Annotated in this window: 23 protein-coding genes and 1 tRNA gene; 16 read left to right on the top strand and 8 right to left on the bottom strand. The window is 71.5% G+C overall.

What is annotated here, in order from left to right; translation table 11 throughout:
* Nucleotides 1-79: 79 nt before the first annotated feature.
* Both OG303_RS30960 and OG303_RS30955 read right to left on the bottom strand, forming a co-directional pair.
* Nucleotides 80-955: a spermidine synthase gene (locus OG303_RS30960; protein WP_405872467.1), complete on the bottom strand. Its 876-nt coding sequence runs from the start codon at nucleotides 953-955 to the stop codon at nucleotides 80-82.
* A 48-nt stretch (nucleotides 956-1,003) separates the two neighbouring features.
* Complete coding sequence (locus OG303_RS30955; RefSeq protein ID WP_405872466.1) at nucleotides 1,004-1,456, bottom strand: hypothetical protein; 453 nt, start codon at nucleotides 1,454-1,456, stop codon at nucleotides 1,004-1,006.
* Nucleotides 1,457-1,729: 273 nt separating this feature from the next.
* Here OG303_RS30955 and OG303_RS30950 point away from each other — a divergent pair, with 273 nt between their 5' ends.
* Nucleotides 1,730-3,178 carry a hypothetical protein gene (locus OG303_RS30950; protein WP_405872465.1) on the top strand — a complete coding sequence of 483 codons (1,449 nt, stop codon included), beginning with the start codon at nucleotides 1,730-1,732 and terminating at the stop codon, nucleotides 3,176-3,178.
* Between the two features lie 25 nt (nucleotides 3,179-3,203).
* Here the strand turns inward: OG303_RS30950 and OG303_RS30945 are convergent, their stop codons facing one another.
* Nucleotides 3,204-3,800, bottom strand: a complete 597-nt coding sequence (locus OG303_RS30945) for a histidine phosphatase family protein (RefSeq protein ID WP_405872464.1) — start codon at nucleotides 3,798-3,800, stop codon at nucleotides 3,204-3,206.
* 194 nt (nucleotides 3,801-3,994) lie between these two features.
* Between OG303_RS30945 and OG303_RS30940 the strand changes: the two genes are divergently transcribed.
* From OG303_RS30940 to OG303_RS30910, 7 genes are all read left to right on the top strand, one after another.
* The gene (locus OG303_RS30940) at nucleotides 3,995-4,942 is read left to right on the top strand and encodes a phosphatase PAP2 family protein (protein WP_405872463.1); all 948 of its coding nucleotides are present in this window, start codon (nucleotides 3,995-3,997) and stop codon (nucleotides 4,940-4,942) included.
* Nucleotides 4,893-6,023, top strand: a complete 1,131-nt coding sequence (locus OG303_RS30935; RefSeq protein ID WP_405872461.1) for a hypothetical protein — start codon at nucleotides 4,893-4,895, stop codon at nucleotides 6,021-6,023. Before OG303_RS30940 ends, OG303_RS30935 begins: the two co-directional genes overlap by 50 nt.
* Complete coding sequence (locus OG303_RS30930; RefSeq protein WP_405872459.1) at nucleotides 6,014-7,603, top strand: hypothetical protein; 1,590 nt, start codon at nucleotides 6,014-6,016, stop codon at nucleotides 7,601-7,603. The genes OG303_RS30935 and OG303_RS30930 overlap by 10 nt, the downstream gene beginning before the upstream one ends.
* Entirely contained in the window at nucleotides 7,600-8,937 is a 1,338-nt protein-coding gene (locus tag OG303_RS30925; protein ID WP_405872457.1) for an AAA family ATPase, read from the top strand. The genes OG303_RS30930 and OG303_RS30925 overlap by 4 nt, the downstream gene beginning before the upstream one ends.
* A 97-nt stretch (nucleotides 8,938-9,034) precedes the next feature.
* Nucleotides 9,035-9,400: a hypothetical protein gene (locus OG303_RS30920; protein WP_405872456.1), complete on the top strand. Its 366-nt coding sequence runs from the start codon at nucleotides 9,035-9,037 to the stop codon at nucleotides 9,398-9,400.
* A gap of 121 nt (nucleotides 9,401-9,521) precedes the next feature.
* Nucleotides 9,522-10,115, top strand: coding sequence for a bifunctional DNA primase/polymerase (locus OG303_RS30915; RefSeq protein ID WP_405872454.1), 594 nt, complete (start codon nucleotides 9,522-9,524; stop codon nucleotides 10,113-10,115).
* A tRNA-Lys gene (locus OG303_RS30910) sits at nucleotides 10,106-10,179 on the top strand. The genes OG303_RS30915 and OG303_RS30910 overlap by 10 nt, the downstream gene beginning before the upstream one ends.
* A gap of 199 nt (nucleotides 10,180-10,378) precedes the next feature.
* Here the strand turns inward: OG303_RS30910 and OG303_RS30905 are convergent.
* Nucleotides 10,379-11,689, bottom strand: a complete 1,311-nt coding sequence (locus OG303_RS30905) for a M6 family metalloprotease domain-containing protein (RefSeq protein WP_405872452.1) — start codon at nucleotides 11,687-11,689, stop codon at nucleotides 10,379-10,381.
* A gap of 283 nt (nucleotides 11,690-11,972) precedes the next feature.
* Here OG303_RS30905 and OG303_RS30900 point away from each other — a divergent pair, with 283 nt between their 5' ends.
* Nucleotides 11,973-13,838, top strand: a complete 1,866-nt coding sequence (locus OG303_RS30900; protein ID WP_405872450.1) for a putative bifunctional diguanylate cyclase/phosphodiesterase — start codon at nucleotides 11,973-11,975, stop codon at nucleotides 13,836-13,838.
* On the opposite strand, the gene OG303_RS30895 is transcribed toward OG303_RS30900, so the two are convergent.
* The 3 genes from OG303_RS30895 to OG303_RS30885 all read right to left on the bottom strand — a co-directional run bounded on the left by OG303_RS30895 (nucleotide 13,817) and on the right by OG303_RS30885 (nucleotide 16,537).
* Nucleotides 13,817-14,905, bottom strand: coding sequence for an LLM class flavin-dependent oxidoreductase (locus tag OG303_RS30895; RefSeq protein WP_405877574.1), 1,089 nt, complete (start codon nucleotides 14,903-14,905; stop codon nucleotides 13,817-13,819). The genes OG303_RS30900 and OG303_RS30895 overlap by 22 nt on opposite strands.
* A gap of 97 nt (nucleotides 14,906-15,002) precedes the next feature.
* Nucleotides 15,003-15,746 carry a decarboxylase gene (locus tag OG303_RS30890; RefSeq protein WP_405872449.1) on the bottom strand — a complete coding sequence of 248 codons (744 nt, stop codon included), beginning with the start codon at nucleotides 15,744-15,746 and terminating at the stop codon, nucleotides 15,003-15,005.
* Nucleotides 15,743-16,537, bottom strand: coding sequence for a decarboxylase (locus OG303_RS30885; RefSeq protein WP_405872447.1), 795 nt, complete (start codon nucleotides 16,535-16,537; stop codon nucleotides 15,743-15,745). The genes OG303_RS30890 and OG303_RS30885 overlap by 4 nt, the downstream gene beginning before the upstream one ends.
* Before the next feature lie 183 nt (nucleotides 16,538-16,720).
* Here OG303_RS30885 and OG303_RS30880 point away from each other — a divergent pair, with 183 nt between their 5' ends.
* Together OG303_RS30880 and OG303_RS30875 are read left to right on the top strand one after the other, a co-directional pair.
* Nucleotides 16,721-17,683, top strand: a complete 963-nt coding sequence (locus OG303_RS30880) for a D-2-hydroxyacid dehydrogenase (RefSeq protein ID WP_405872446.1) — start codon at nucleotides 16,721-16,723, stop codon at nucleotides 17,681-17,683.
* A gap of 32 nt (nucleotides 17,684-17,715) precedes the next feature.
* A complete protein-coding gene (locus tag OG303_RS30875; protein WP_405872444.1) occupies nucleotides 17,716-19,125 on the top strand; it encodes an amidase in 1,410 nt (469 codons plus the stop codon).
* Here OG303_RS30875 and OG303_RS30870 read toward each other — a convergent pair.
* Nucleotides 19,106-19,600 (bottom strand): DUF3830 family protein, encoded by a 495-nt coding sequence (locus OG303_RS30870; RefSeq protein ID WP_405872443.1) that lies wholly within the window; start codon nucleotides 19,598-19,600, stop codon nucleotides 19,106-19,108. The two genes, OG303_RS30875 and OG303_RS30870, sit on opposite strands and share 20 nt — an antisense overlap.
* A gap of 47 nt (nucleotides 19,601-19,647) precedes the next feature.
* On the opposite strand from OG303_RS30870, the gene ehuB reads away from it, so the two are divergent.
* From ehuB to OG303_RS30845, 5 genes are all read left to right on the top strand, one after another.
* Nucleotides 19,648-20,562, top strand: a complete 915-nt coding sequence (gene ehuB, locus OG303_RS30865; RefSeq protein ID WP_405872442.1) for an ectoine/hydroxyectoine ABC transporter substrate-binding protein EhuB — start codon at nucleotides 19,648-19,650, stop codon at nucleotides 20,560-20,562.
* On the top strand, nucleotides 20,559-21,281 hold the full coding sequence (gene ehuC / locus OG303_RS30860) for an ectoine/hydroxyectoine ABC transporter permease subunit EhuC (RefSeq protein WP_405872440.1): 723 nt from the start codon (nucleotides 20,559-20,561) through the stop codon (nucleotides 21,279-21,281). Before ehuB ends, ehuC begins: the two co-directional genes overlap by 4 nt.
* Nucleotides 21,278-21,928 (top strand): ectoine/hydroxyectoine ABC transporter permease subunit EhuD, encoded by a 651-nt coding sequence (ehuD, locus tag OG303_RS30855; protein ID WP_405872438.1) that lies wholly within the window; start codon nucleotides 21,278-21,280, stop codon nucleotides 21,926-21,928. Before ehuC ends, ehuD begins: the two co-directional genes overlap by 4 nt.
* 10 nt (nucleotides 21,929-21,938) lie before the next feature.
* Nucleotides 21,939-22,715 (top strand): ectoine/hydroxyectoine ABC transporter ATP-binding protein EhuA, encoded by a 777-nt coding sequence (gene ehuA, locus OG303_RS30850; protein ID WP_405872437.1) that lies wholly within the window; start codon nucleotides 21,939-21,941, stop codon nucleotides 22,713-22,715.
* A 214-nt stretch (nucleotides 22,716-22,929) separates the two neighbouring features.
* Entirely contained in the window at nucleotides 22,930-23,688 is a 759-nt protein-coding gene (locus tag OG303_RS30845) for an IclR family transcriptional regulator (RefSeq protein WP_405872436.1), read from the top strand.
* The last annotated feature ends 7 nt before the right edge of the window (nucleotides 23,689-23,695 follow it).

Below are 23,695 nucleotides of genomic sequence, written 5' to 3'. Positions count from 1 at the left end.
GAGCCACCTGGCCCTTCGCGCCGTGCGGTGAGCGTGCGTGCCGGGCGTCGCGACGCCGCGGACATCCATCAGAAGGGCCCTAGCGGAACACCGAGGGCGGCGGGGCCGGGGAGGCGACCGCCGCCGCGTCCGTGACCGGGGTGGCCCCGCCGGTGAAGTCCAGTAGTGCGCGGCCGTGTTCGACCCGGCCGGGGTGCGGGTCGGAGGCGGCGCGGCGGGTCAGTTCCGGAATCGGCAGCGGGGCGTCGGAGGCGACGAGGACCGCGTTGCCGAACCGCTTGCCGCGCAGGACGGTCGGGTCGGCCACCAGCGCGAGTTCCTGGAAACGGGCGGCCGCGGTGGCGATCTGGCCGCGGAGATGGGCGAGCGGCGGGCCGTCGGCGACGTTGGCGGCGTAGACACCGGTCGGCTTCAGCACCCGGCGGACGTCGTCGAGGAACTCGCCCGAGGTCAGATGGGCGGGCGTACGGGCGCCGCTGAACACATCGGCGATGACGAGGTCGGCCCAGCCGTCGAGCACCTTGGCGAGCCCTTCGCGGGCGTCGACGGAACGCACCCGGATCCGGGCGTTCGGGTCCAACGGCAGCTCCCGGCGCACCAGTTGGACGAGCGCAGCGTCCCGCTCGACGACCTGCTGGGTGGAGCGGGGGCGGGTGGCGGCGACATAGCGGGCGAGGGTGAGTGCTCCGCCGCCGAGGTGCACGGCGTGCACGGGCCTGCCGGCCGGCGCGACGAGATCGATGACGTGCCCGAGCCGGCGCTGGTACTCGAAGGAGAGGTGAGAGGGATCGTCGAGGTCGACGTGCGACTGCGGCGCCCCGTCGATCAGCAGCGTCCAGGCCCGCGCCCGGTCCCGGTCGGGCAGGAGCTCGGCGAGCCCACCGTCGACGGCCTCGACGACGGCTTCCGCGCCGCCGCCTCCGCCACCGCGCCGGGGGTTCCTGGACTTTCCCATTGCGCCATTATCCGCAGCCCGGGGCGGCCACGCCTGCGCAGGGGGACGTCAGCGGCAGCTGTCCGCGGCCTCGATGATCCGTGCCGCCTCGCCCAGGGCTGCACGCAGGACGGCCGGGTCGGTCGCGAGGTCGGCCTCGCCGGGCGGGAGCAGCCAGTCCGAGCCCTCCACGGGCGGTTCGGGGTTCAGGCTCAGGCCCCGCCCGTTGGTCTCCGTACAGGAGCTGCCCGGGACGTCCCAGGCGGCGGCCGTACCGGGCGGCACCACGAAGCCCAGCGTCTTGCAGCCGTCGTCGTGCAGGACGGCACCGACCGCCTCGCCCGCCCCGCGCCGCAGGATGTCGACCGCCTCCAGGCCCTGCCGCGTGGGCACGGTGACCAGATCGCAGGCACCGTCGGCGAGGGGCGGCTCACTGCACTCCGGGGTCGGGGCGTGCCCCACCGTCGTCAATGGCGTTCGAGGAACGACGCTCTGACTGGTCTGCATCCCGGCCTCCACCACGGAACCCCTCCTTGAACGAAGCGGGTCGGGAGTTCGGGCGGCTCCCGGTCCGCAGGGTTCAACGCGGCGCCGCGTCAACGGCTACGGCGGAAGTCAGCCACAAAGGATGGCAGTTCATGGCAGATCCCGTATGAGATATCCGGTTTGTAGCCAAACCCTGCGTGGCGGGTCCGACACAGCAGGTACGTTCTTGCCCGCCGGAAGCAGGGCGCTACACGGACAACTCACCCTGAATCCGGCATGGTTCGACGGTTCGCACGAGAGGACCCGGCCATGGCGTCGTCAAAGGTGACCTCGTCCCAGCCCACGCCCACCCGGCCACCGCGGCCGAACCTCGTCTTCCGGCAGGTGCGCGGACAGCGCTCGCCGGCCGAGTTCGCCGCGGCGGTACGACGGGCCGCGCGCGAGATCGGGGAGCGGGTCAGCTGCGACGCGCGCTATGTCGGCCGGGTCGAGGCGGGCGAGATCCGCTGCCCCAACTACGCATACGAACGGGTGTTCCTGCACATGTTCCCCGGCCGCACGCTCACCGACCTGGGCTTCGCCTCCCGCGCGTCCGTACGCGGCCGCCGGGCGCCCACTCCCGGTGAGACGCAGGATCGGCACGAGCCGTATGACACGCAGGACACGCACAACACGCAGGACCCGTACGACCCGCAGGAACATCACGAGAGCCATGCGCTTCACGAGAACTACGAGGAGAGCGACGTGCTGCGTCGCGCATTCATGACCGGCGGGGGCGCCACGGTGGCCGCCGCCTCGCTGAGCCCGATCGGGCTCGCCTTCGACGCCGCGGCGGCGGGCCGTCCCGTCCGCCGCCCCGGGACGAACGACGCGTACGCGCTCGAAGAGGCCGTACGCAGAATCCGGCTGCTCGACGACCGGCACGGCGCGGACGGGCTCTACCGGCGCGCGTCGGCCCCGTTGCGCGCCGCCTACGCGCTGCTGGACGCCGGCGCCACCCGTCAGGCGACGGCCGACCGCCTCCACTCGGGCGCCGGTGAACTCGCCATCTCCGTCGGCTGGTTGGCGCACGACTCGGGGCGGTTCGACGACGCGCGCTCGCACTACGCGGAGGCGCTCGCGACCGCCCGGATGACCGGCGACGACGCCCTGGAGGCGCACGCCTTCTGCAACACGGCGTTCCTCGCGCGCGACGCCGGGCGCCCGCGCGAGGCGGTGCGGGCCGCGCAGGCCGCGCAACGCGTCGCGCGCCCCCTCGGCTCCCCTCGCCTGATGTCGCTGCTCGCGCTGCGCGAGGCGGGCGGCTGGGCCGGGCTCGCCGACCGCACCGGCTGCGAACAGGCACTCGTGCGCGCCCAGACCCTCTACGAGCGGGGCTCCTCGGACGCCGACCCCGAGTGGATGAGCTTCTACGGCGAGGCCGAGCTGGAGGGCCTGGAGGCGCAGTGCTGGTCGACGCTGGGCGACTGGCCGCGCGCCGCCCGCCACGCACACCGCGCGGCCCAGCTCCAGAACCCGCACTTCACCCGCAACATCGCCCTGTACACGGCCGAACTGGCCGACGACCTGGCGCGGGGCGGCCGCCCCGACGAGGCGGCGACGGCGGGAATGCGGGTGCTGGATCTGCTGGACCAGGTCCAGTCGTCACGGGTCCAGACGATGCTGGCGGGGACGGCACGGGTGCTCCTGCCGCACCGGCGGGCTTCGGGGGTGTCGGCGTTTCTGGAGAGGCATGCCTCGACACCGAGGTCGGCCTGAAGGCACCGGGCTTCGCCGGGGCCGGTTACCCGGCGAGGTGCCCCGAGTCGTTCCAGCTCTCGAGCGCCGGCTCCCCATAACCCCACCCGAGCACTGACAGGGACGTCGGATTCAGTCTGATCCGTGCCGCGAAATCGATCGGCAGCCCCAACCACCGCGCACCGATCGACCGCAGGATGTGCCCGTGCGCGAACACCAGCACGTCCCGGTCCTCCGCGCGCGCCCACGCCACCACCTCGTCGGCCCGGGAGGTCACCTCGGTGAGCGACTCGCCCTCCGGGACGCCGTCCCGCCAGATCAGCCACCCGGGCCGGACCGCCTGGATGTCGTCCGGCGTCATGCCCTCGTACGCGCCGTAGTCCCACTCCATCAGCGTGTCCCAGACGGCCGCCCGCTCGCCGAACCCGGCCAGCTCGCACGTCTCACGCGCGCGTGCCAGCGGGCTGGTGCGCACCTCGACCCCGGGCAGGCCCTCGAACGGCGCCCGGTGCAGCCGCTCGCCGAGCAGCTTGGCGCCGCGCCGGCCCTCCTCCAGGAGGGGCACGTCGGTCCTGCCGGTGTGCTTGCCGGACAGTGACCACTCGGTCTGTCCGTGCCGGGCCAGCAGGATGCGCGGTGCCATGAGCCGAGAGGCCTTTCCGGAGAAATCACAGGCGGAACCCCTCCATCATCGCGCACCCTGTGCGGGGGCAACCCGGTGGCCGATCTCTGCGTCTTTGAGGGCCGGGGGCGCCCGAAGAAGGAGCGCACGTACGCCGTAAAGTGGCACGACCCGAGCACCGGGCGCCGCGCGAATGTGAAGGGGGAGGCGATCGGATGCCGAAGACCGAGACGACACCGGGCATCGAGGCAGCAACCCCGCGGACCCGCCTGCGCTGGTGGACCGAGGTGCCGCTGATCCTTCTGGTGTACGTCTGCTACTCGGCCGGCCGGCTCCTCGTCCGCGGTGACACCTCCGGCGCCGTCGACCACGGTCTGTCGATCCTGCGTATCGAGAAGTTCCTGCACATCAACGCCGAGCACCCGCTCAACCGGCTCTTCACGCACGAGGCGTGGCTCGGCGTGCCGGCGGACTTCTGGTACGCGTCGCTGCACTACCTGGTCACTCCCGCGATCCTCGTCTGGCTGTTCAGATCACGCGCGGCGCACTACCGCGCGGCCCGCACCTGGCTGATGACGTCCACGTTCATGGGCCTGATCGGCTTCACGCTGCTGCCGACCTGCCCGCCGCGCCTGCTCTCCGCGGGCCACGGCTTCGTCGACACGATGGCCCAGTACAGCTCGTACGGCTGGTGGGGCGGCGAGGCCAGCGCGCCGAGGGGTCTTGGGGGCATGACGAACCAGTACGCGGCCATGCCGAGCCTGCACGTGGGCTGGGCGCTGTGGTGCGGGGTCATGCTGTGGCGGTACGGCAGGACTCCCGCGACGAAGGTCGCCGCCGTCGCCTACCCGCTGCTGACCACGATCGTGGTCATGGGCACCGCGAACCACTACTTTCTCGACGCGGTCGCGGGTGCGGCCGTGATGGGGGTCGGGCTGTTCCTCACGCCGTACGTCATGCGGGGCGCGGACCGGATCAGGGAGCAGCTCCCGCTCGCCGCAGGGCGCTCTCAGGTCGCAGGTTCCTCAATTGTCAGTGCCGGATGCCAGACTTCCGCGGGTGAGCGAATTCCACGGCAGCGCGAGTCCCGGATCGGATCCGGAGCCGAACCGGGTGCCTCTCCCACGGACGCGGGGGAAGGCGCTCCGGCAGCGGCTCGCTGAGCTGCGCGGTCCCGACGTACCGGCCAAGGCGCTGGACGCGCGCGCCCTCGCGGCGCTCGCCGCCAACCCGGGCTGCAAGAGGCGCGCGATCCTGGACGGCGCCGGGGTGAACAAGGCGGCGCTGGCGAGTTCGCTGGGTTCCCCGTCGGCCTTCGGGCAGTCGCAGTTCGCGTTCACGCGGGGCAACGCGTTCGAGGCGAAGGTCAAGGCGGACGGCGGCGCGGAGCTGCTCAGGCTGGTGCACGAGAAGCTGGACCGGCGCGCGGAGCCGCCCGCCGAGGCGCGGGTGCCCGACCTCGCCGCGACCGGCCCCGAGGGCCGCGCGGCCCGTACGGCGCTGGCGCTGCGCGAGGCCGTCGCGGCTCCCGGCACCTGGACCCTGCTCGACCACCCGATGCTCGCGCTCGAGGTGGCGGGCTCCCCCGCGTTCCTGGAGCCGGACGCCGTGGTCGTGCACCCCGACGGCAGCTGGACGGTCGTCGAGATCAAGTCCTTCCCGATGCTGGACGGTTCCGCGGACCCGGCGAAGGTGGGCGCGGCGGCGCGGCAGGCCGCGGTCTACGTGCTGGCCCTGGAGGAGGTGGCCGCCCGCCTGGACCCGGCGCCCGAGGTGCGGCACCGGATCCTGCTCGTCTGTCCCAAGGACTTCTCCAACCTGCCCACCGCCTCGGCCGTCGACGTGCGCAAGCAGCGCGCGGTCACCGGCCGCCAGCTGGCCCGCCTCACCCGCATCGAGGACATCGCCGACACGCTCCCCGAGGGCACGTGCTTCTCCCCGGAGCTGCCCGCCGCCGAGCTGACGTCCGCCGTCGAGTCGGTCCCGGCGACGTACGCGCCCGAGTGCCTGTCCGCGTGCGAGCTGGCTTTCCACTGCCGCGACCGTTCCCGCGCGGCCGGCGCGGTGACCTCCCTGGGCCGCTCGGTCCGTGCCGAACTGGGCGGCCTGACGACGGTCGGGGACGTCCTGTCCGCGGCCCGCGGCGAGAGCGGCGACCCGGACGACCCGGCGGTGGCCGCGCTGCGCAGAGCGGCCCGGCTCCGTGCGGAAGCCCTCGGTCAGGAGGTCACTCCATGTCGCTGATCTCCACCCTGGGCCGGCTGGAAGCCGTGCGCACCGGGCGCGCCCAGCCCGCCGCGACCGTCCGGCACCGGCATCTGTCCGAGCGGCCCCTCGTCCTCGTGCCGCTCACCACCGCGGGCGAGGCCGGCGCCCCGCTCGGCGCGCTGGTGGGCACGGACCGGGACGCGCCGCGCCTCCTGGTCGTACCGCAGCCGCGCGACCGCGACCTCCGGTTCGCGTTCCTGGCCGAGCTGGCGGACGTCGTCCTGCCGTACCTCGACGAGTACGCCGAGGCCGTGGAGGCCGCCGAGCGCAACGAGACGGACCCGGAGACCGGCAAGCGGGTCAAGGTCGAGGTCGAACTGTGCGCGGACGCCCCGCAGTTGATCGTGCCGAGCCGCGCGGGCGTCGATTTCGTACGGCTGCTCGGCCGCTCCATGCGTTTTAGGCGTACGGCGGAGCAGGATCCGGAGACGCCGTATCCCGCACCCCCGCGCGTGCCGTTGCTCGGTCGCTGGCTGACGCACTTCGCGGAGCGGGCCCGCGTGCCCGGCTCCTCGCTGCTGCTCGCCACGACGGACGTCCTGTCCCGGCACTGGGCGACCGGGCAGTCCACGCTGGAGGACCAGCACCTGGGCGCGCTGCTCGCCTGGATCGACCCACCGGAGGGCTCGACGGGCGCCGAGGCCGCCCTGCACGCCGAGCTCGCCCGCGACCCCAAGGGCCAGCTCCTGTGCCCGCCCGCCGGCCCGGCCACCGACCCGGCGTTCGACAACAAGCTGCTCGCCCCCGCCATCGAGCGCTACGACCGCGCGCGTACCGCACTCGCCGCCGCCGAGGACGGCCTGGAGGCGGACGACCGGCTCGGTGAACTCACCACCGCCGAGCGGGAGATCCGCGACCTGGTGCTGAGCCGCACCCTGCCCACCTGGGAGAAGGTCTGGCAGGGCCTGGACCTGCTGCGGGCGCTGCCCGACGGGGCGCACGTCGAGGAGCGGTGGACGCGCGACCGCTGGTCGTTCACCGGCCACCGGGACCGCGTCGTCGCGGGTGAGCCCCCGCAGCCGCGCCGCGACGACGCGGTCACCGCCGCCAACAAGCTGGCCGCGCGTGAGCGCGAACAGGCCCGCCTGGAGGCCCAGGAGGCCCTCGACGACCCGCTGGTGATGGCGGGGCGGCGGCTGTCCGGGGAAGCGTTCGCCGGAGAGGTGACGGACGTCGTGATGGCGTACAGCGAGAGCAAGCGGCCCAGCCCGCGCCCGCTGGTCACCGTACGGACGGAGGACCGCCCACACCTGGGCGAGCGGGCCAAGGTGTACCGCTCGCTGGGCGGAAAGCCGCAGTCGGCGGAGTTCGTCGGGCGGGAGGCGGACGACCTGTTCGTCCTGCGCATCGTCGACAAGATGGGCCGCGGCAAGGAGCCCGAGGCCGGCTCGGTGCCCGAGAAGGGCGACCTGCTCTGCTTCACGACGTTCGAGCACGAGCAGCGGGGCGGCCCGAAGCTGCCCGACCCGGAGGAGACGCCGTGGACGCACGGCGGCCCGCCGGGTGAGGCCGTGCAGGAGGCCGCCGATCCCACGACCACCGAGGACGTCCTGTGACCGCCGTTTTCGACCCCGGCGCCCTGGCCGCCGAGGCCACCGACGCCATCCTCCGCGACACCCTGCACGGCACCCATCGCGGCGTGGTCGTGGACTCCCCGCCGGGCGCCGGGAAGTCGACGCTCGTGGTGCGGGCAGCACTCGAACTCGCCGACGCGGGACGCCCGTTGATGGTGGTGGCCCAGACGAACGCACAGGTGGACGACCTCGTCCTGCGCCTCGCGGAGAAGAACCCCGAGCTGCCGGTCGGCCGCCTGCACAGCAGCGACGCCGACCCGTACGACAAGGCCCTCGACGACCTGCCGAACGTCCGCAAGTCGGCGAAGGCGTCGGACCTGACGGGCCTCTCGGTCGTCATCTCCACGGCCGCGAAGTGGGCGCATGTGAAGGTCGACGAGCCGTGGCGGCACGCGATCGTGGACGAGGCGTACCAGATGCGCTCGGACGCGCTGCTGGCCGTTGCGGGGCTGTTCGAGCGGGCGCTGTTCGTGGGCGACCCGGGCCAGCTCGATCCCTTCGCCATCGTGGGCAGCGAGCAGTGGGCGGGTCTGTCGTACGACCCCTCGGCCTCCGCGGTCACCACCCTTCTGGCCCACAACCCCGAGCTGCCGCAGCACCGCCTCCCGGTGTCCTGGCGCCTCCCGGCCTCCGCTGCCCCCCTGGTCTCGGACGCCTTCTACCCGTACACGCCCTTCCGCAGCGGCACGGACCACGGCGACCGCGGCCTCACCTTCGCCGTTCCTTCGGACGGCTCCGGCCCCGACAAGGTGATCGACGAGGCGGCCGAGTCCGGCTGGGGCCTGCTGGAGCTGCCCGCCCGGCACACCCCGCGCACCGACCCCGAGGCGGTACGTGCGGTGGCGACCGTCGTACGACGGCTGCTGGACCGGGGCGGCGCGGCCACATCGGAGCGCGCACCCGAGGAGCCCCTGCCGCTGACCCCCGACCGGATCGCGGTCGGCACGGCCCACCGCGACCAGGCGGCGGCCGTCCGCGCGGCGCTCGTGGAGCTGGGCGTCACAGACGTCACGGTCGACACGGCGAACCGCCTGCAGGGCCGTGAGTACGACGTGACGGTGGTCCTGCACCCGCTCTCCGGCCGCCCCGACGCCACCGCCTTCCACCTGGAAACAGGCCGCCTGTGCGTCCTCGCCTCCCGCCACCGGCACGCGTGCATCGTGGTCTGCCGGGCGGGCGTGAGCGAGCTGCTGGACGACTACCCGTCGACGGAGCCGGTACAGCTGGGGACACTCGTGAAGTTCCCGGACGGCTGGGAGGCGAACCACGCGGTACTGGCACGCCTCGGGGAACACCGGGTGGCGTTCGGACCTTGAGAAACCGGGGGTCTCTGCCCCTCTTGCGTGGCCGCGAGACAATGGACGGTGGCCCGCTTTTGGACGGGTCGACCCTGACGTACGAGGAGGAGAAGACATGGCGGAGCCCACGCCGCGTCGGCACGAACCGCGGCTACGCCCCGCGCCCCTGCTCTTCGAGCCCGCGGAGGCGGCCTCCGACCCGGAGCACTTCTTCGATCTGGAGTCGATCGACGATCCGCGAGCGCTGTTGGCCCGCGCGACGGAACTGACACACGCGTTCCGCGCCGCGGCCGACCGTGCGGTGGAGTTCCAGGCGATGGCGGCCGCGCAGCTCGCGGACCCCCGGCGGTTCGACCGGCTGACGCCGGCGGACATCGCGGAACGCGCCGGGTGGACCGAGGACTATGCCAAGAAGATGGTGGAGTTCGGGCGGGACCTGCTGAGCGGGGCCGAGACGCGGGGCAACGCCGACCCGGTGTGAACACGACCCGCTTCGGACTGGCATATGCCAGGCGGGCAAGATACCCCTCCCCGTCTCCCCCTGTCCCGACTTCTGGCAACTCTCAGGAACAGAACGTTCACAGCCGGTAGATGTAGTTGCCATGAGCAGCACACGGAACGAGCCGTTCGCCGACCGCTTCGACGTCTGTGGAGTCACCGCGGACGGAGCCGCCTGGCTCGCCTCGGCAGGACCGTACCCGCGCAGCACGCTCACCCTCTGGAGGGAGCGCCCCGGCGCCCCGGTCGTGCTCCCCTGCGGCAGCGCCTTCGACGTCGTCAGCGCGCCCGCGGTCTTCGGCCGGCGGATGGTCGACCGACTGTGGGACGAAGGGCCGGGTTCCGGCCCGGTGGCGACCTTCCGCGGCCGGATGCTGCTGTTCGCCGCGCCCGGTACGGCCCAGCGGCTGCCCTCGCTGCTGCGCTGGGAGGAGTTCGGCCGCACGGCGGCGATCCCGCCCCTGCTGTGCCACGGCAACGGCGACGCGGTGACCGTTCCGGCCCTGCTCGCGACCGACCCGCCGGCCTCTTGCGACTCCCGCTGGCTCGTCGCCCCCGACACCCGCCACCCCTGGCTGCCGGGCCCGGAAATCCTGGTCTGGGCAGCCGTGCGGGCCGCCCGCGCTGCCGTGCGGATATCGATTTTTCCTCCCGCCGATCAGGATGCTAAGGTCTACGACGTCAGCAGGCGCCGCTAGCTCAGTTGGTTAGAGCAGCTGACTCTTAATCAGCGGGTCCGGGGTTCGAGTCCCTGGCGGCGCACGTTGTCGATGGCGAGATCTGTTCGCGGAAAGCGCGAAGCGGTCTCGCCATCGTCGTTTCTGCGCGGCTTCGCCGCGCGGTGTGGGGGCTTCGCCACCCACACCCCCCTTGCCACCCACACCCCCCTTGCCACCGGCGGCCGCCGTGGCCGCAAGGCCGAAGTGGCTGCAAAGCCGCCGTGGCCGCAGGGACGAAGAAGTCATCCGGTTGCTGTGATCTTCACCGTCCACGCTCCCGAGGCCGTTCGGCCCGTCGCCTGTACGCGGATCCCCTCGCCCGGCACCGTGAAGGTCTCGCCGAGGGCGATCGGGGCGTCCGCGAGGGGTGGGTAGACGGAGTTCTCCCAGCAGGCCTCCGTGTGCGGGTGGGCGTCGATCACCTCGATCGGGCCGCCGCCGGACGTGGCGCCGCCGTGCACCCGGTAGACGAGAATCCCCGAACGGCAGGCCGACGTGTCGTTGCCGACCGGCCCGCGCGCCTCGAAGGCGAGCACGCTGTCGGCGCCGGTCCGCACCACCGCGAGCTTCGCGCCGCGCCCCAGCCCGAAGGCCGGCGCCCCCGCCACTCCCGTCGCCGCAGCCCCCGGCGCGGCACCCAGCGGCTCCAGCGTCAGCCGCGTGACGCCCCTCTCCCGCACGCACACCACCTGCCGCGGTCCCAGCCACCCCAGCTTCCACTTGTGCCAGCCGAACAGGTCCGGGGACAGCCCGAACTGACTACCCATCAGATCCCAGTCCCCGACGTACGTGTCCCAGTCGCCCTTGCCGTCGTCGGGCCGGTGGTACAGGTCGGGGAGATCGAAGACGTGTCCGGTCTCGTGGGCCAGCACGAGGCGGTCGGGCGGGTGTTTCTCGAAGACCGTGACGACCCGGCGGATGTCCGTGCCGTCGGCCCGCAACGGGGTGTCCAGGTTGACGACCTTCGTCGCGTCCGAGTCCACACCGGGCGCGTCCGGGTCGGCGACGAAGTACACGACGTCGTAGCGGGAGAAGTCGACCTGCGGGTCGGCGACGGCGAGCGCGTCGCGCAGGTACGCGGCACGGTGGCCGGCGCTCCAGTCCCGCTGTATGGCGTACGACGTCGAGGCGTGCGGCATCCGGATCCAGTGCCGCAGCGGATGCGGGCGCAGGGTGAACTTGCCGTAGGAGGCGCGTTCGAAGAACTGGCTGGTGGCCGGGAAGTGGTCGGCCGCCAGCTGGGCGGGCGTGGTCTGCGGGGCCGAGTCCGGGAAGGACAGGAAGACCATCACCGCGTCCAGCGCGCGGCGCGGCCGCGGATACGCGGCGTTCCAGGTGTCGAGGCCCTCCGAGTGATGGGCGTCGGTGCGCTGCAGCGCGCACGGCACCGCCGAGAACGGTTCGGCGATCGACGGCCCGGTCACCAGCGAGGTCGCGGCGAGCGCCGAGAGGGTGGTGAACACGGCGGCGGTGCTGCGCAGTCGGGGACCCCTGAAATCCTTGAGGGGAAACGGACGCTGCACAGGGACCTCCGGGAGCGGTACACGGGACACCGCACCCAGCCTGTGTGTATTAGTAGTACTACGTCCTGTTTGCCTGCCCCAGACGAGTGAGGCAGCCGAAAGACCGTCAGAGTCGACACCCCCGAAACGCTCACGGAACGTCACAAGCGATCGGGGGCCCGAAGAACCCGTCCAGCTGCGGGCAGAAACGATCTGTCAGAAGTGCCGCTGGATCCGGGACACTGGACAGTGGCTGGAAGGCACCTGGGTCTGCCTCTATGATCGGCACACTTTCCTGCACGGACAGAGATCGAGTGCACTGCGGGAGCGAGCGGTGAGCGGAACGTCCGAAGGGCCGGCGCCCGCGGCAGACCTCGACCGGGGCGCCGTAACAGAGAGTGACGCCTGCGCGTCTCCTCGTACCGAGCCGCTGACGACTCGTACGGAGCCGCCGGCGTACCACTCGGTCTTCACTGCTGCCCCCCTCGCCATGGCGGTCGTCGACCGCGAAGGCCTGGTGGTCGGCGTCAACGACGGATTCGGTGCCCTGTTCGGCAGCGCCCCCGGCGATCTGGCGGGCCGTCTCGCCGCCGACCTGGTGGACCTGGCGTCCGACGCCCGTACCTGGCACGCGTATCGCGAGGTGCTGCGCGGCCGCGAGGCCAAGCTGCGCTGCACGCGCCGGCTGAAGCACCCCGACGGCCAGTCGGTCTGGGTCGAGGTCACCGTCTCCCCCCTGCCGGCTCACGACGAGGGCGTCCTGATGTCCATCACGGACATCAGCGCGCATCGTGAACTCCAGGGCCGGCTGCGGCACTTGCAGATGCACGACCCGGTGACCCGGCTGCCCAACCGCACCCTCTTCTTCGAGCGCCTGACGGCCGTGCTGGAGGCGGAGTCGTACGAGGAGAGCGGCACCGGCCGGATCGGGCTGTGCTACCTCGACCTGGACGGCTTCAAGGCCGTCAACGACACGCTCGGCCACCGCATCGGCGACCGGCTGCTGGCCGCCGTGGCCGAACGCCTCACCCGCTGCGCCGACGAGGCGGGTTACGCCAGGACGAGCGCGCCGCTGGTGGCGAGACTGGGCGGCGACGAGTTCGCGCTCCTCGTCGAGGACTCGATGGGCACGGACCAACTGGCCGATCTGGCCGAGTCGGTGCTGGAGGCGGTGCAGGCGCCGTTCGACCTCGCCGGTCAGCGGGTGTCGGTGTCGGCGTCGATCGGTGTGGTGGAACGCCACGCGGCGGGCACCACACCCACCGCCCTCATGCAGGCGGCCGACACCACCCTGTACTGGGCGAAGGCCGACGGGAAGGCCCGCTGGACGCTCTTCGACCCGGAGCGCAACGCCCACCGCATGACCCGCCAGGCCCTCGCCTCCACGCTCCGTCCCGCCATCGAGCGCGGTGAATTCGTTCTGGAATACCAGCCGTTGGTGGGCATGGAGGACGGCAGGCTGCACGGTGTCGAGGCGCTGGTCCGCTGGAACCATCCGCAGTTCGGTGTGCTGACGCCGAATCGGTTCATCGGATTGGCGGAGGAGGACGGCTCGATCGTGCAGCTGGGCCGCTGGGTCCTCGGGACGGCCTGCCGGCAGGCGCGCCGCTGGCAGTTGGACCACCCGGACGAGCCGCCGCTGTTCGTGAGCGTCAATGTGGCGGTGCGTCAGGTCTGGGACTCGGATCTGGTCGCGGACGTGGCCGAGACGCTCGCCGAGACGGGTCTCGCGCCCCACCTGCTCCAGCTGGAACTCACGGAGTCGGCGGTGATGGGTTCGGCGGGCCGCCCGCTGCAAGCCCTGCAGGCTCTCAGCGACATGGGCGTCGGCATCGCGATCGACGACTTCGGCACGGGCTACTCGAACCTGGCGTACCTCAGCCGTCTGCCGGTGTCGGTCCTGAAGCTGGACGGCTCCTTCGTACGCGGTTTCCAGTACGAGAGCGACAAGGAAGGCGCCGTCCCGCCGAACCCGGCCGACGAGGTCGTGGTCGAGGCGATGATCCAACTCGCCCACCGGCTGGGCCTGACGGTCACCGCTGAATGCGTGGAGACGTCCGCCCAGGCGACCCGTCTGCGCCGCATCGGCTGCGACACCGGCCAGGGGTGGCTGTACTCACGGCCGGTGTCGCCGGATCGTATCTCCGAGCTGATCGAGCTCCGCCCGCGCGCCGGGGATCAGGTGGTCGGCAACCCGTAGGCGTCCGCGATGAGTTCGTACGAGCGCAGCCGTACGTCTCCGCTGTGGGCGTTGCCCGTGATCATCAACTCGTCGGCACCGGTGCGCTTTTGGAGGTCGTCGAGGCCGGAACGGACCTCGTCCGGGGTCCCGTGGATGACGTTGGAGTTCCAGGAGGCGATGAACTCCTCCTCCATCGGGCTGAATTCGTAGGCCTCGGCCTCTTCCGGGGTGGGGACGAGTCCGGGGCGTCCGGTGCGCAGGCGGACCATGTTGAGGGCGGCGGCCAGGACCTGGCGGCGGGCCTCGCGCTCGTCGTCCGTGGCGAGGGCGGAGACACCGATGAGGGCGTAGGGGGCGTCCAGCGCCTCGCTCGGCCGGAACGACTCGCGGTACAGGTCCAGGGCCGGGACGGTGTTCTGCGCCGAGAAGTGGTGCGCGAAGGCGAAGGGCAGTCCGAGGACGCCGGCGAGGCGGGCGCTGAAGCCGGAGGAGCCGAGCAGCCAGACGGGCGGGCGGTGCGGGGACTGGACGCCACCGGGGGACGTCGCCTGGATCGGGCCGGGTACGGCGTGGATGCGCCGGTAGCGATGCCCGTCGGGGAAGTCGTCGTCCAGGAAGCGGGTGAGCTCGGCGAGCTGCTCCGGGAAGTCGTCGGCGCCCTCGTGGAGCCGTTCGGTGCGGCGGAGGGCGGCGGCGGTGGCGCCGTCCGTGCCGGGGGCGCGGCCGAGGCCGAGGTCGATACGGCCGGGCGCCATGGCCTCCAGGGTGCCGAACTGCTCGGCGATGACGAGAGGCGCGTGGTTGGGCAGCATGACGCCGCCGGAGCCGAGCCGGATGCGGTCGGTGTGGGCGGCGAGGTGGGCGAGGATCACGGCGGGGGACGAGGAGGCGACGCCCGGCATGGAGTGGTGCTCGGCGACCCAGTAGCGGTTGAAGCTGCGGGACTCCGTCAGCTTGGCGATGGCGACGCTGGTGCGGAGGGCGTCGGTGGCGGTGCGGCCCGCGCCGACGGTCACCAGGTCCAGTACGGAGAGGGGTACGGGGGCGGTGCCGTGTGTGGTGCCCCTGATCTCGTCCGCCGCCACGTTCTCTTCTGCCGCCACGGTGAGTGCCTCCTGTTTTCGGCCGTGCGCTGTCCGTCCGGCGTTAACAGGAGGCAGTCTCCGCTTTATTCCCCCGCGGTCACCCCGGGGGTCGCACCTGCACGATCGGCTCCCGCGTGAACAAGGACCCCAGCGCCGGTGCGTTCACCCTGCGGTCCGCGAGGCGCAGGGCCTCCCAGACCGTGACCTGGTTGGCGGTGAGTACCGGCTTGCCGAGTTCCTTTTCCAGGGTGGGGATGTGTGCCGCCGTGTGCAGGGCCGTGTCCGGCAGGAGGAGGGCGTCCGCGTCGGGGCGGTCGGCGTCCCTCGCCAGCAGGAACACCTCCGCCTCGCCCCACGTCCCGACCTCCGCCGCCGTGATGATCCCGGCACCGCGGACAGAGGTCACCTCCGAGCCGCCCGCCCGCAGGAATTCCGCGAACAGACCGGCCACGTCCTCGGGGTAGGTCGCGCCGACCGCCACCCGCCGCACCCCCAGCTCCTGCAGCGCGTGCACGAAGGCGAAGGAGGTCGACGACGCCGGCATGCCTGCGGTACGGGCGAGGGCGCGCACCTGCTCGTGGGCGCCCTCCCAGCCGTAGACGAAGCTTCCGCTGGTGCATGCCCACACCACCGACTCCGCGCCCGCCATGCGCAGCTGCTCGACGCCTGCCGCGAGCCGCTCGGTCGAGCCCATCTCCAGCAGCGCGTCCACCCGGTGCGCGTCCTCGCCGATGTCGGTGTGGACGACGTCGAGGCGGATGTCGCTGCCGAGCAGCTGCTCGATGCGTGGGTATTCGTCCTCCGCGGAGTGGCCCGGGTAGAGGAATCCGAGTGCCGTCATGACCTGCCTTCCTGCTGCTCACCGTCCGGGAGTTCCGGCAGTACGGGGCCCGAACGCGCCGCCGGATCGATCAGCGCCTGATACGGCCCCACCGCCCGGGTACCCAGCCGGGCCAGTGCAGCCCACATCGTCACCTGGTTGGCCGAGATCACCGGGATGCGCAGTTCGGCCTCCAGCTGCGGGATGACGTCGTAGGTCGGGAGGTTCGTACAGCTGATGAACAGGGCGTCCGCGGCGCCTCGTACGGCCTGGTGGGCCATGTCGACCACATCGCGGTACGGCACCTTCCAGATGTGCCGCGTCAGGCCCATGAACGCGCACCCGGTGACCGTGACGCCGGCCTCGGCGACGTACTCCTCCAGTGCCCGCGTGACCGACACCGTGTACGGCGTCACCAGCGCCACCCGCCGGACGTCGAGCGCCACCAGCGCCTCGAGGAGCGCGCCCGAGGTGGTGACCGAGGGGACCGCGCCCGCCCGTGTCATCGCCTCGCACATCGCCCGCTCCCCGGCCGTCCCACCGACGAAGCTGCCGGAGGTGCAGGCGTAGGCCACGACCTCGGGTGTGACCGCGTTCAGTGTGCGGACCGCGTCGTCCAGTGTCTCGTGCTCGCTCACCAGACGGGCGAGGTCGAGACTCACCTCGACCGGCACGTACGGCGTCCGTGTCAGATGGAGGGACACGTCGTCGGGGACCCAACGCCACAGCTCACGATCGAGCGCGAAGTCGAAGGGGGCGACGACACCGACACCGCGCTGAGGGCGCGGTCCACCGAGAAAAGAGATGTCCATGGCAGCACCGGCCTCACCATGCGGAGCGGGGGGACAACGGACCGTATGCATGCCCGTGTTGACGAAGGTAGGTTGGGGTGCGAGCGTGGTCAATCCGCCCAAGTCGCCGCCGGGTCAATTTCTGGTAACCGTCACAAAACCGCCCACGTCAGACGGCTGTCGCCGCTGAGAAACGGCTCCCGAATGACCTCCTCCCCGCCGCCCGTCCCCACGCTCCTCGTCCTCGACGCCGAGCCGCCTCCACGCCTCGGCCGGCTCACCGGCCGCGTCCGGATCGAGCACGCCGACGAGTCGACCCTCGCCGAGCGGCTGCCACGCGCCGACGTGCTGCTGGTGTGGGACTTCGCCTCGCGTGCGGTGCGGGCCGCCTGGCCGGGCGAGGGCCCGCGGCCGCGCTGGGTGCACACGGCGAGCGCGGGCGTGGACCACCTGATGTGTCCGGAACTCGCCTCGTCCGACACCGTGGTGACCAACGCGCGCGGTGTCTTCGACCAGCCCATCGCCGAGTACGTCGCCGCGCTCGTCCTGACCATGGCCAAGGACCTGCCGAAAACCTGGGAGCTGCAGCGGGAGCGGACCTGGCGGCACCGCGAGACGCAGCGGGTCGCGGGCACGCGCGCGTGCGTCGTAGGTTCCGGGCCCATCGGCCGTACGATCGCCCGCACGCTCAAGGCGCTCGACGTCACCACGGCGCTCGTCGGCCGCGAACCGCGCACCGGCATCCACGGTCCGGACGACCTGGACCGGCTGATCGCCCGCGCCGACTGGGTGATCGCGGCCGCGCCGCTCACCGAGCAGACGTACGGCATGTTCGACGCCCGCCGCTTCGGCGTGATGCAGCCCGCCGCCCGTTTCATCAACATCGGGCGCGGCGGTCTGGTCGTCGAGGACGCACTCGGCGAGGCCCTGGCCAAGCGGTGGATCGCTGGTGCCGCCCTGGACGTCTTCGAGCACGAACCCCTCACCCCCGACAGCCCGTTGTGGGAGGCCCCCGGTCTGATCGTGTCCCCGCACATGAGTGGCGACACGATCGGCTGGCGCGATCAACTGGGCAGTCAGTTCCTGGAGTTGTACGAGCGCTGGGAGGCGGGCAGACCTCTGCTGAACGTGGTCGACAAGAAGCGCGGGTACGTACCAGGACGCTGATCCGCCGGACAGGTCCTAGCGATGGAGGGCAGATGACGGACCTCGACCTCACCGAGCTGACCGCCGTACGACTCGTCGAGGGGTATCGCAAGGGGGAGTTCAGTCCGGAGGAGGCGACGCGGGCCGCGCTGGAGCGGGCCGAGCGGATCCAGCCGGAGGTGAACGCGTTCGTGCGCCTGCTGGCCGACGAGGCCCTCGCGCAGGCCCGGGAGTCGACGGAGCGCTGGCGGCGCGGTGAGCCGAAGGGGCTGGTGGACGGGGTCCCCACCACCGTCAAGGACATCATCCTGCTGCGCGGCGCGCCCACCCTGAAGGGCTCCAAGACGATTGCGGAGAACGGGCGTTGGGACGAGGACGCCCCCTCCGTCGCCCGCCTGCGCGAGCACGGCGCCGTGTTCCTCGGCAAGACCACGACCCCCGAGTTCGGCTGGAAGGGCGTCACGGACTCGCCGCAGTCCGGGACGACCCGCAATCCGTACGACCCCACGCGCACGGCGGGCGGCTCCAGCGGCGGCGCGGCGGCGGCCGTGGCGCTCGGCGCGGGCCCTCTCGCGCTCGGCACGGACGGCGGCGGCAGCGTCCGTATCCCGGCCGCCTTCTGCGGGATCTTCGCGCTGAAGCCGACGTACGGCCGCGTGCCGCTGTACCCGGCGAGCGCGTTCGGCACCCTGGCGCACGTGGGCCCGATGACCCGGGACGCGGCGGACGCGGCGCTGCTGCTCGACGTCATCGGGGCGCCGGACAACCGCGACTGGTCGGCGCTGCCCGCCGCGCCCGCGTCCTTCGTCGCCGGACTGTCCGGCGGGGTGAAGGGCCTGCGGGTCGCGTACTCGCCGTCCCTCGGCGGGCAGGTGGCGGTGCGCCCCGCGGTCGCCGCAGCGGTGCGGCGGGCGGTGGAGCGGCTGGCCGGGCTCGGCGCGTACGTCGAGGAGACCGATCCGGACTTCACCGACCCGGTGGACGCCTTCCACGCCCTGTGGTTCTCGGGGGCGGCCCGGGTGACCCAGCGACTCGGCGCCCACCAGCGGAAGTTGCTCGATCCCGGGCTGCGGGAGATCTGCGGGGCGGGCGCGCGCCTGTCCGCGCTCGACTACCTCGCCGCGGTCGACGTCCGCATGGAACTCGGCCGCCGCATGGGCCGCTTCCACGAGTCCTACGACCTCCTCGTCACGCCGACGCTGCCGATCACCGCGTTCGAGGCGGGCGCCGAGGTGCCGAAGGGCTCGGGGCACCGGCGCTGGACGGGGTGGACCCCGTTCACGTACCCGTTCAACATGACCCAGCAGCCGGCGGCGACCGTCCCCGTCGGAATCGACGGGGACGGTCTGCCGATCGGCCTGCAGCTCGTGGCGGCCCGGCACCGGGACGATCTGGTGCTGCGCTCGGCTCACGCGCTGTACGAGGCGGGGATCACCTCCGGGTTCAGGCCCGGCGGAAGCTGAGCGTCTCCCCCGCCGCTCCCGACCGCCACAGGTCGTTGCACCCTTCCGCCATCTCCGCGAGGCCCTCGACGATCTGGCCCCAGACGATGCCGGGCACCCAGCCCACGTCGGCGTTCAGGAGGAGGTTGTTGCGCTCGTAGAAGAGGGCGAGGTCGACGACCGTCGTGCCCGCGCGGACCTCGCGGTCATAGCCGTACGCCTTCGTGCCGAGTTCCGTTCCCGCGAAGGCGAAATAGCAGAGATCTCCGGGAATCGGGGTGACTGTCGGATTTTCCAGCGGTGGTTCTGATGCCGCGAAGGGCGGGAAAAGGGCATAGATCTCGTTTCGGGCGTATTTCGCGTGATAGACGTCGCTGCCCAGTGGAAGAGCGTCCCACACGGCCGCGCAGGTGAGAGGCGCGCGGTCGTCCAGCAGTTTTGCCGTGCAGGTGATTCCACGCTTGACCAGCGAGACTTCGATGTAGCGGTCAGCCATGCCTTCCATGGTGCATACATCGCATGCTCTCGGGTAGCCGCGCCGCCATGGCTCCACCTAATGGGAACTACAGACACACACCCGGGTCACCCGGGCCCAGGCGCCGATCGCTGCTCGCGGGGGTCGCGGCGCTCGGTGCGCTGGGCGCCGCCGGCTGCAGTCGCGTGGCCACCGCATCGACGACACAAGGCGGTGATCTGCTCGACCGGCTCAAGGCGGCAGGCGTCGTACGCCTGGGAATAGCGGGTGAGATCCCCTTCGGGTACATAGACAAGAACGGCGAACTGACCGGCGAGGCCCCGGAATTGGCCAAGGTCATCTTCAAACGGCTCGGGGTGGACAGGGTGCAGCCCGTGCCGACGGAGTTCGGCTCGCTGATTCCGGGGCTGAACTCGCAGCAGTTCGACGTCGTGGCGGCCGGGATGTACGTCAATCCCGAGCGGTGCGAGCAGGTCATCTTCGCCGACCCCGACTACCAGATGCTCGACGCCTTCATCGTCCGCAAGGGCAATCCGAAGGGGCTGCACGACTACAAGGACATCGTCGCGAAGAAGGCCAAGTTCGCGACCGGGACCGGGTATGCGGAGATCCAGTACGCCGTCGAGGCGGGGTACAAGGAGAGCGACATCCTGATCGTCCCGGACCAGGTCGCCGGGCTGAACGCGGTCGAGGCCGGGCGGGTGGACGCCTTCGCCGGTACGGCGCTCACCACCCGCGAGGTGGTCAGGAAGTCGAGCAAGGCCGAGTCGACCAAGGCCTTCGCGCCCCTCGTCAAGGGCAAGCCCCATGTCGACGGCGGCGCCTTCGCCTTCCGGCCGACCGAGACAAAGCTGCGCGACGCCTTCAACGTCGAGCTGCACCAGCTGAAGCAGAGCGGCGAACTGTTCCGCATTCTGCGGCCGTTCGGCTTCACCAAGGCCGAGATGACCGATCTGACCGCGAAGGAGCTCTGCGGCGGATGACCTCGGGACTCTGGGAACTCGTACTCAAGGGGATCTGGACCACGGTCCAACTGCTGGTCCTCAGCGCGCTGTTGGCCGCGGCGGTCGCCTTCGTGGTCGGTGTGGCCCGCACCCACCGGCTGTGGATCGTCCCCTTCCTCGCGGGCTTCTACACGGAGGTGTTCCGCGGGACCTCCGCCCTGATCATGATCTTCTGGGTGTTCTTCGTGCTGCCGGTCGCGTTCGGCTGGCAGCTGGTCCCGCTGTGGGCCGGCACCCTCGCACTCGGACTGACCTACGGGGCGTACGGCGCCGAGATCGTGCGCGGCGCGCTGAACGCCGTCGACCCGGCGCAGCGCGAGGGCGGTATCGCGCTCAGCTTCACGCCATGGCAGCGGATGCGGCTGATCCTCCTGCCGCAGGCGGTGCCGGAGATGATCCCGCCGTTCTCCAACCTGCTGATCGAGCTGCTCAAGGGCACCGCGCTGGTGTCCGTCATGGGCATGGGCGACCTGGCCTTCAGCGCCAACCTGGTGCGGCTCGCGCTGCAGGAGAGCGCGGAGATCTACACGTACGTCCTGCTGATCTACTTCGTCATCGCCTTCCTGCTGACGCGGGGCATGCGCGGACTGGAACGCAAACTCAAGGCCGGGCTGGGCAAGCAGGTCGGGCGCACGCCCGACCAGGAACTGCACCGTCCCGAGACGACCGGTGTGGGCGCGGGAGGTGCTCTCGGATGAAATGGGACTGGGGCACTGTCGCCGACTTCATGCCGCGTTTTTGGGAAGGACTGCTGGTCACCCTGCAGATCCTCGCCCTCGGCTCGCTGATCTCGTTCGCGCTGGGCCTGGCGTGGGCGCTGCTGATGCGGACGCCGACGCGCTGGGTGCGCTGGCCGGTCGGGGTGGTCACGGAGTTCATCCGCAACACCCCGCTGCTGGTGCAGCTGTTCTTCTTCTTCTACGTGCTGCCCGAGTGGGGCGTCACGTTCTCGGCGCTGACCACGGGTATCTGCGCGATCGGCCTGCACTACTCGACGTACACGATGCAGGTCTACCGGGCCGGCATCGAGGCGGTCCCCGTCGGCCAGTGGGAGGCGGCGACCGCGCTGAACCTGCCGGTGCGGCACACCTGGACCGCGGTGATCCTGCCGCAGGCGATCCGCCGGGTCGTGCCGGCCCTCGGCAACTACGTGATCGCGATGCTCAAGGACACACCGATCCTGATGACGATCACGGTCATGGAGATGCTCGGCCGGGCACGGCTCTTCTCCCAGGAGAACTTCCAGTTCACCGAGCCCCTGACGGTGATCGGTGTGGCCTTCATCGTCATCGCCTATCCGGCCTCCCTTCTCGTACGAGCCCTGGAGCGACGCCTTGTCCGCTGACACCCCCCTGATGAAAGAACCCGACGCCAACGCGAATCCGGCGGTGGACGGCAGCGAACTGATCCGCTTCGACCACGTCACCAAGCGCTTCGGGTCCAACACGGTGCTCGACCGGCTCGACTTCTCCGTCGAGTCCGGCAAGCACGTCACGCTGATCGGCCCGTCCGGCTCCGGCAAGACGACGATCCTGCGGCTGCTGATGACCCTCATCAAGCCGGACGAGGGCACGATCACGGTCGCCGGGGACCAGCTCTTCCCGGCCCCGGAGAAGCAGGTCCGCGAGGTCCGCAAGAACATCGGGATGGTGTTCCAGCAGTTCAACCTGTTCCCGAACATGACGGTGCTGCGGAACATCACCGAGGCCCCGGTCACCGTCCTCGGCCTGTCCAAGGACGAGGCGGAGGAGCGGGCGCGCGGGCTGCTCGACCTGGTGGGCCTCGCCGACAAGGCGGGCGCCCGCCCGACCCAGCTCTCCGGCGGCCAGCAGCAGCGGGTGGCGATCGCCCGGGCGCTGGCGATGCGGCCGCAGGTGCTGCTCCTGGACGAGGTGACCTCGGCGCTCGACCCGGAGCTGGTCGCGGGAGTCCTCGACGTCCTCCGGGACATCGCCCGCACCACGGACATCACGATGCTCTGCGTCACCCACGAGATGAACTTCGCCCGGGACATCTCGGACCAGGTCCTGATGTTCGACTCCGGCCGGGTCATCGAGTCCGGCTCGCCGGAGAAGATCTTCAGCGACCCCGAGAACGACCGGACGCGGGAATTTCTCAGCGCGGTGCTCTGACGTCGAGGGTTGAACGCGGTTCAACCTTCGAGGTCCGGGCGTCGGGTCGTGGCACTGGCATATGCCAGCGTGCCTGAGTCCCTGTTGAGAGCGGTGCGAAGGGGTCGTAATCTCGTCAACAACCGCTCACAACAGGCCTCTTGGCCGTTATCGTGGAAGAGATTCGCTGTCCGGATTACGGCCCAGCTGTAGAGCGAGCGCAGGGGGATCCACCGTGGCGCTGAAGCACGAGCCGACCGCGCCGTACCACTCGGCCCAGGACGCCCTGCGCGTCCTGGAGACCGTGGCACGGCACACCACCGGAATCACCGACACCGAGCTCGCCCGGCTCACCGGCCTCACCCCGGAGCGACTGACCACGCTCCTGCGGATGCTGCGTCGCGAGGGCTACGTGGAGCAGATCACCGACGGGGCGTACGTCACCGGGGACGCCCTCACCCGACTCGGCTCCGCGCAGGGCCGGGAAGAGGCCCTGCGCGAAAAGCTCCAGCGCACCCTGGACCGGCTGCGCGACTCGGTGGGCGCCGCCGTGTACCTGAGCCGGTACGTGGACGGCGAGGTCAAGATCGCCCAGTACGCCGACGGGCCCACGACCCCGGTGGTCAACGAGTGGGTCGACTTCCGCTACTCGGCGCACGCCACCGCGATCGGCAAGAGTCTGCTCGGCCAGCTCGACCACAACAGCCGACGCGACCACCTCTCCCGCCACAAGATGGCCCGCCTCACCTCGCGCACCATCACCAGCGACAAGCTCCTGCTCTCCCGCCTGGATACCCAGCCGCCCACCGTGCCCCACCTCGACCTCCAGGAGTACGCGGTCGGCACGGTCTGCGCGGCCGTCCCGATCAGCGCGGGCTCCTCGGTCGGCTGCCTGGCCCTCTCCCTCCCGGTCGAGGACGCCCACCGCCTGCGCCAGGCCGCGGACGCCCTGAACCGGAACGCGGCGCCGGTGCTGCTGTCCCTGGCGATCTAGTGCCCCG

This window comes from Streptomyces sp. NBC_00005 (genome assembly GCF_045160215.1).
Classification (GTDB): domain Bacteria; phylum Actinomycetota; class Actinomycetes; order Streptomycetales; family Streptomycetaceae; genus Streptomyces.
The sequence above is the reverse complement of the archived record's forward strand: the minus strand, read 5'-3'. Positions and strand labels throughout refer to the sequence as shown.

Coding starts and splice junctions, on each gene's coding strand:
- OG303_RS30945 (WP_405872464.1), bottom strand. CDS start 3,800: ATGGCACCGCGCATCCTGCTGGCCCGGCACGGACAGACCGAGTGGTCA.
- ehuD (WP_405872438.1), top strand. CDS start 21,278: ATGAAATGGGACTGGGGCACTGTCGCCGACTTCATGCCGCGTTTTTGG.
- OG303_RS30875 (WP_405872444.1), top strand. CDS start 17,716: ATGACGGACCTCGACCTCACCGAGCTGACCGCCGTACGACTCGTCGAG.
- ehuC (WP_405872440.1), top strand. CDS start 20,559: ATGACCTCGGGACTCTGGGAACTCGTACTCAAGGGGATCTGGACCACG.
- ehuA (WP_405872437.1), top strand. CDS start 21,939: ATGAAAGAACCCGACGCCAACGCGAATCCGGCGGTGGACGGCAGCGAA.
- OG303_RS30885 (WP_405872447.1), bottom strand. CDS start 16,537: ATGGACATCTCTTTTCTCGGTGGACCGCGCCCTCAGCGCGGTGTCGGT.
- OG303_RS30890 (WP_405872449.1), bottom strand. CDS start 15,746: ATGACGGCACTCGGATTCCTCTACCCGGGCCACTCCGCGGAGGACGAA.
- OG303_RS30960 (WP_405872467.1), bottom strand. CDS start 955: ATGGGAAAGTCCAGGAACCCCCGGCGCGGTGGCGGAGGCGGCGGCGCG.
- ehuB (WP_405872442.1), top strand. CDS start 19,648: ATGGCTCCACCTAATGGGAACTACAGACACACACCCGGGTCACCCGGG.
- OG303_RS30930 (WP_405872459.1), top strand. CDS start 6,014: ATGTCGCTGATCTCCACCCTGGGCCGGCTGGAAGCCGTGCGCACCGGG.
- OG303_RS30950 (WP_405872465.1), top strand. CDS start 1,730: ATGGCGTCGTCAAAGGTGACCTCGTCCCAGCCCACGCCCACCCGGCCA.
- OG303_RS30915 (WP_405872454.1), top strand. CDS start 9,522: ATGAGCAGCACACGGAACGAGCCGTTCGCCGACCGCTTCGACGTCTGT.
- OG303_RS30870 (WP_405872443.1), bottom strand. CDS start 19,600: ATGGCTGACCGCTACATCGAAGTCTCGCTGGTCAAGCGTGGAATCACC.
- OG303_RS30920 (WP_405872456.1), top strand. CDS start 9,035: ATGGCGGAGCCCACGCCGCGTCGGCACGAACCGCGGCTACGCCCCGCG.
- OG303_RS30880 (WP_405872446.1), top strand. CDS start 16,721: ATGACCTCCTCCCCGCCGCCCGTCCCCACGCTCCTCGTCCTCGACGCC.
- OG303_RS30940 (WP_405872463.1), top strand. CDS start 3,995: ATGCCGAAGACCGAGACGACACCGGGCATCGAGGCAGCAACCCCGCGG.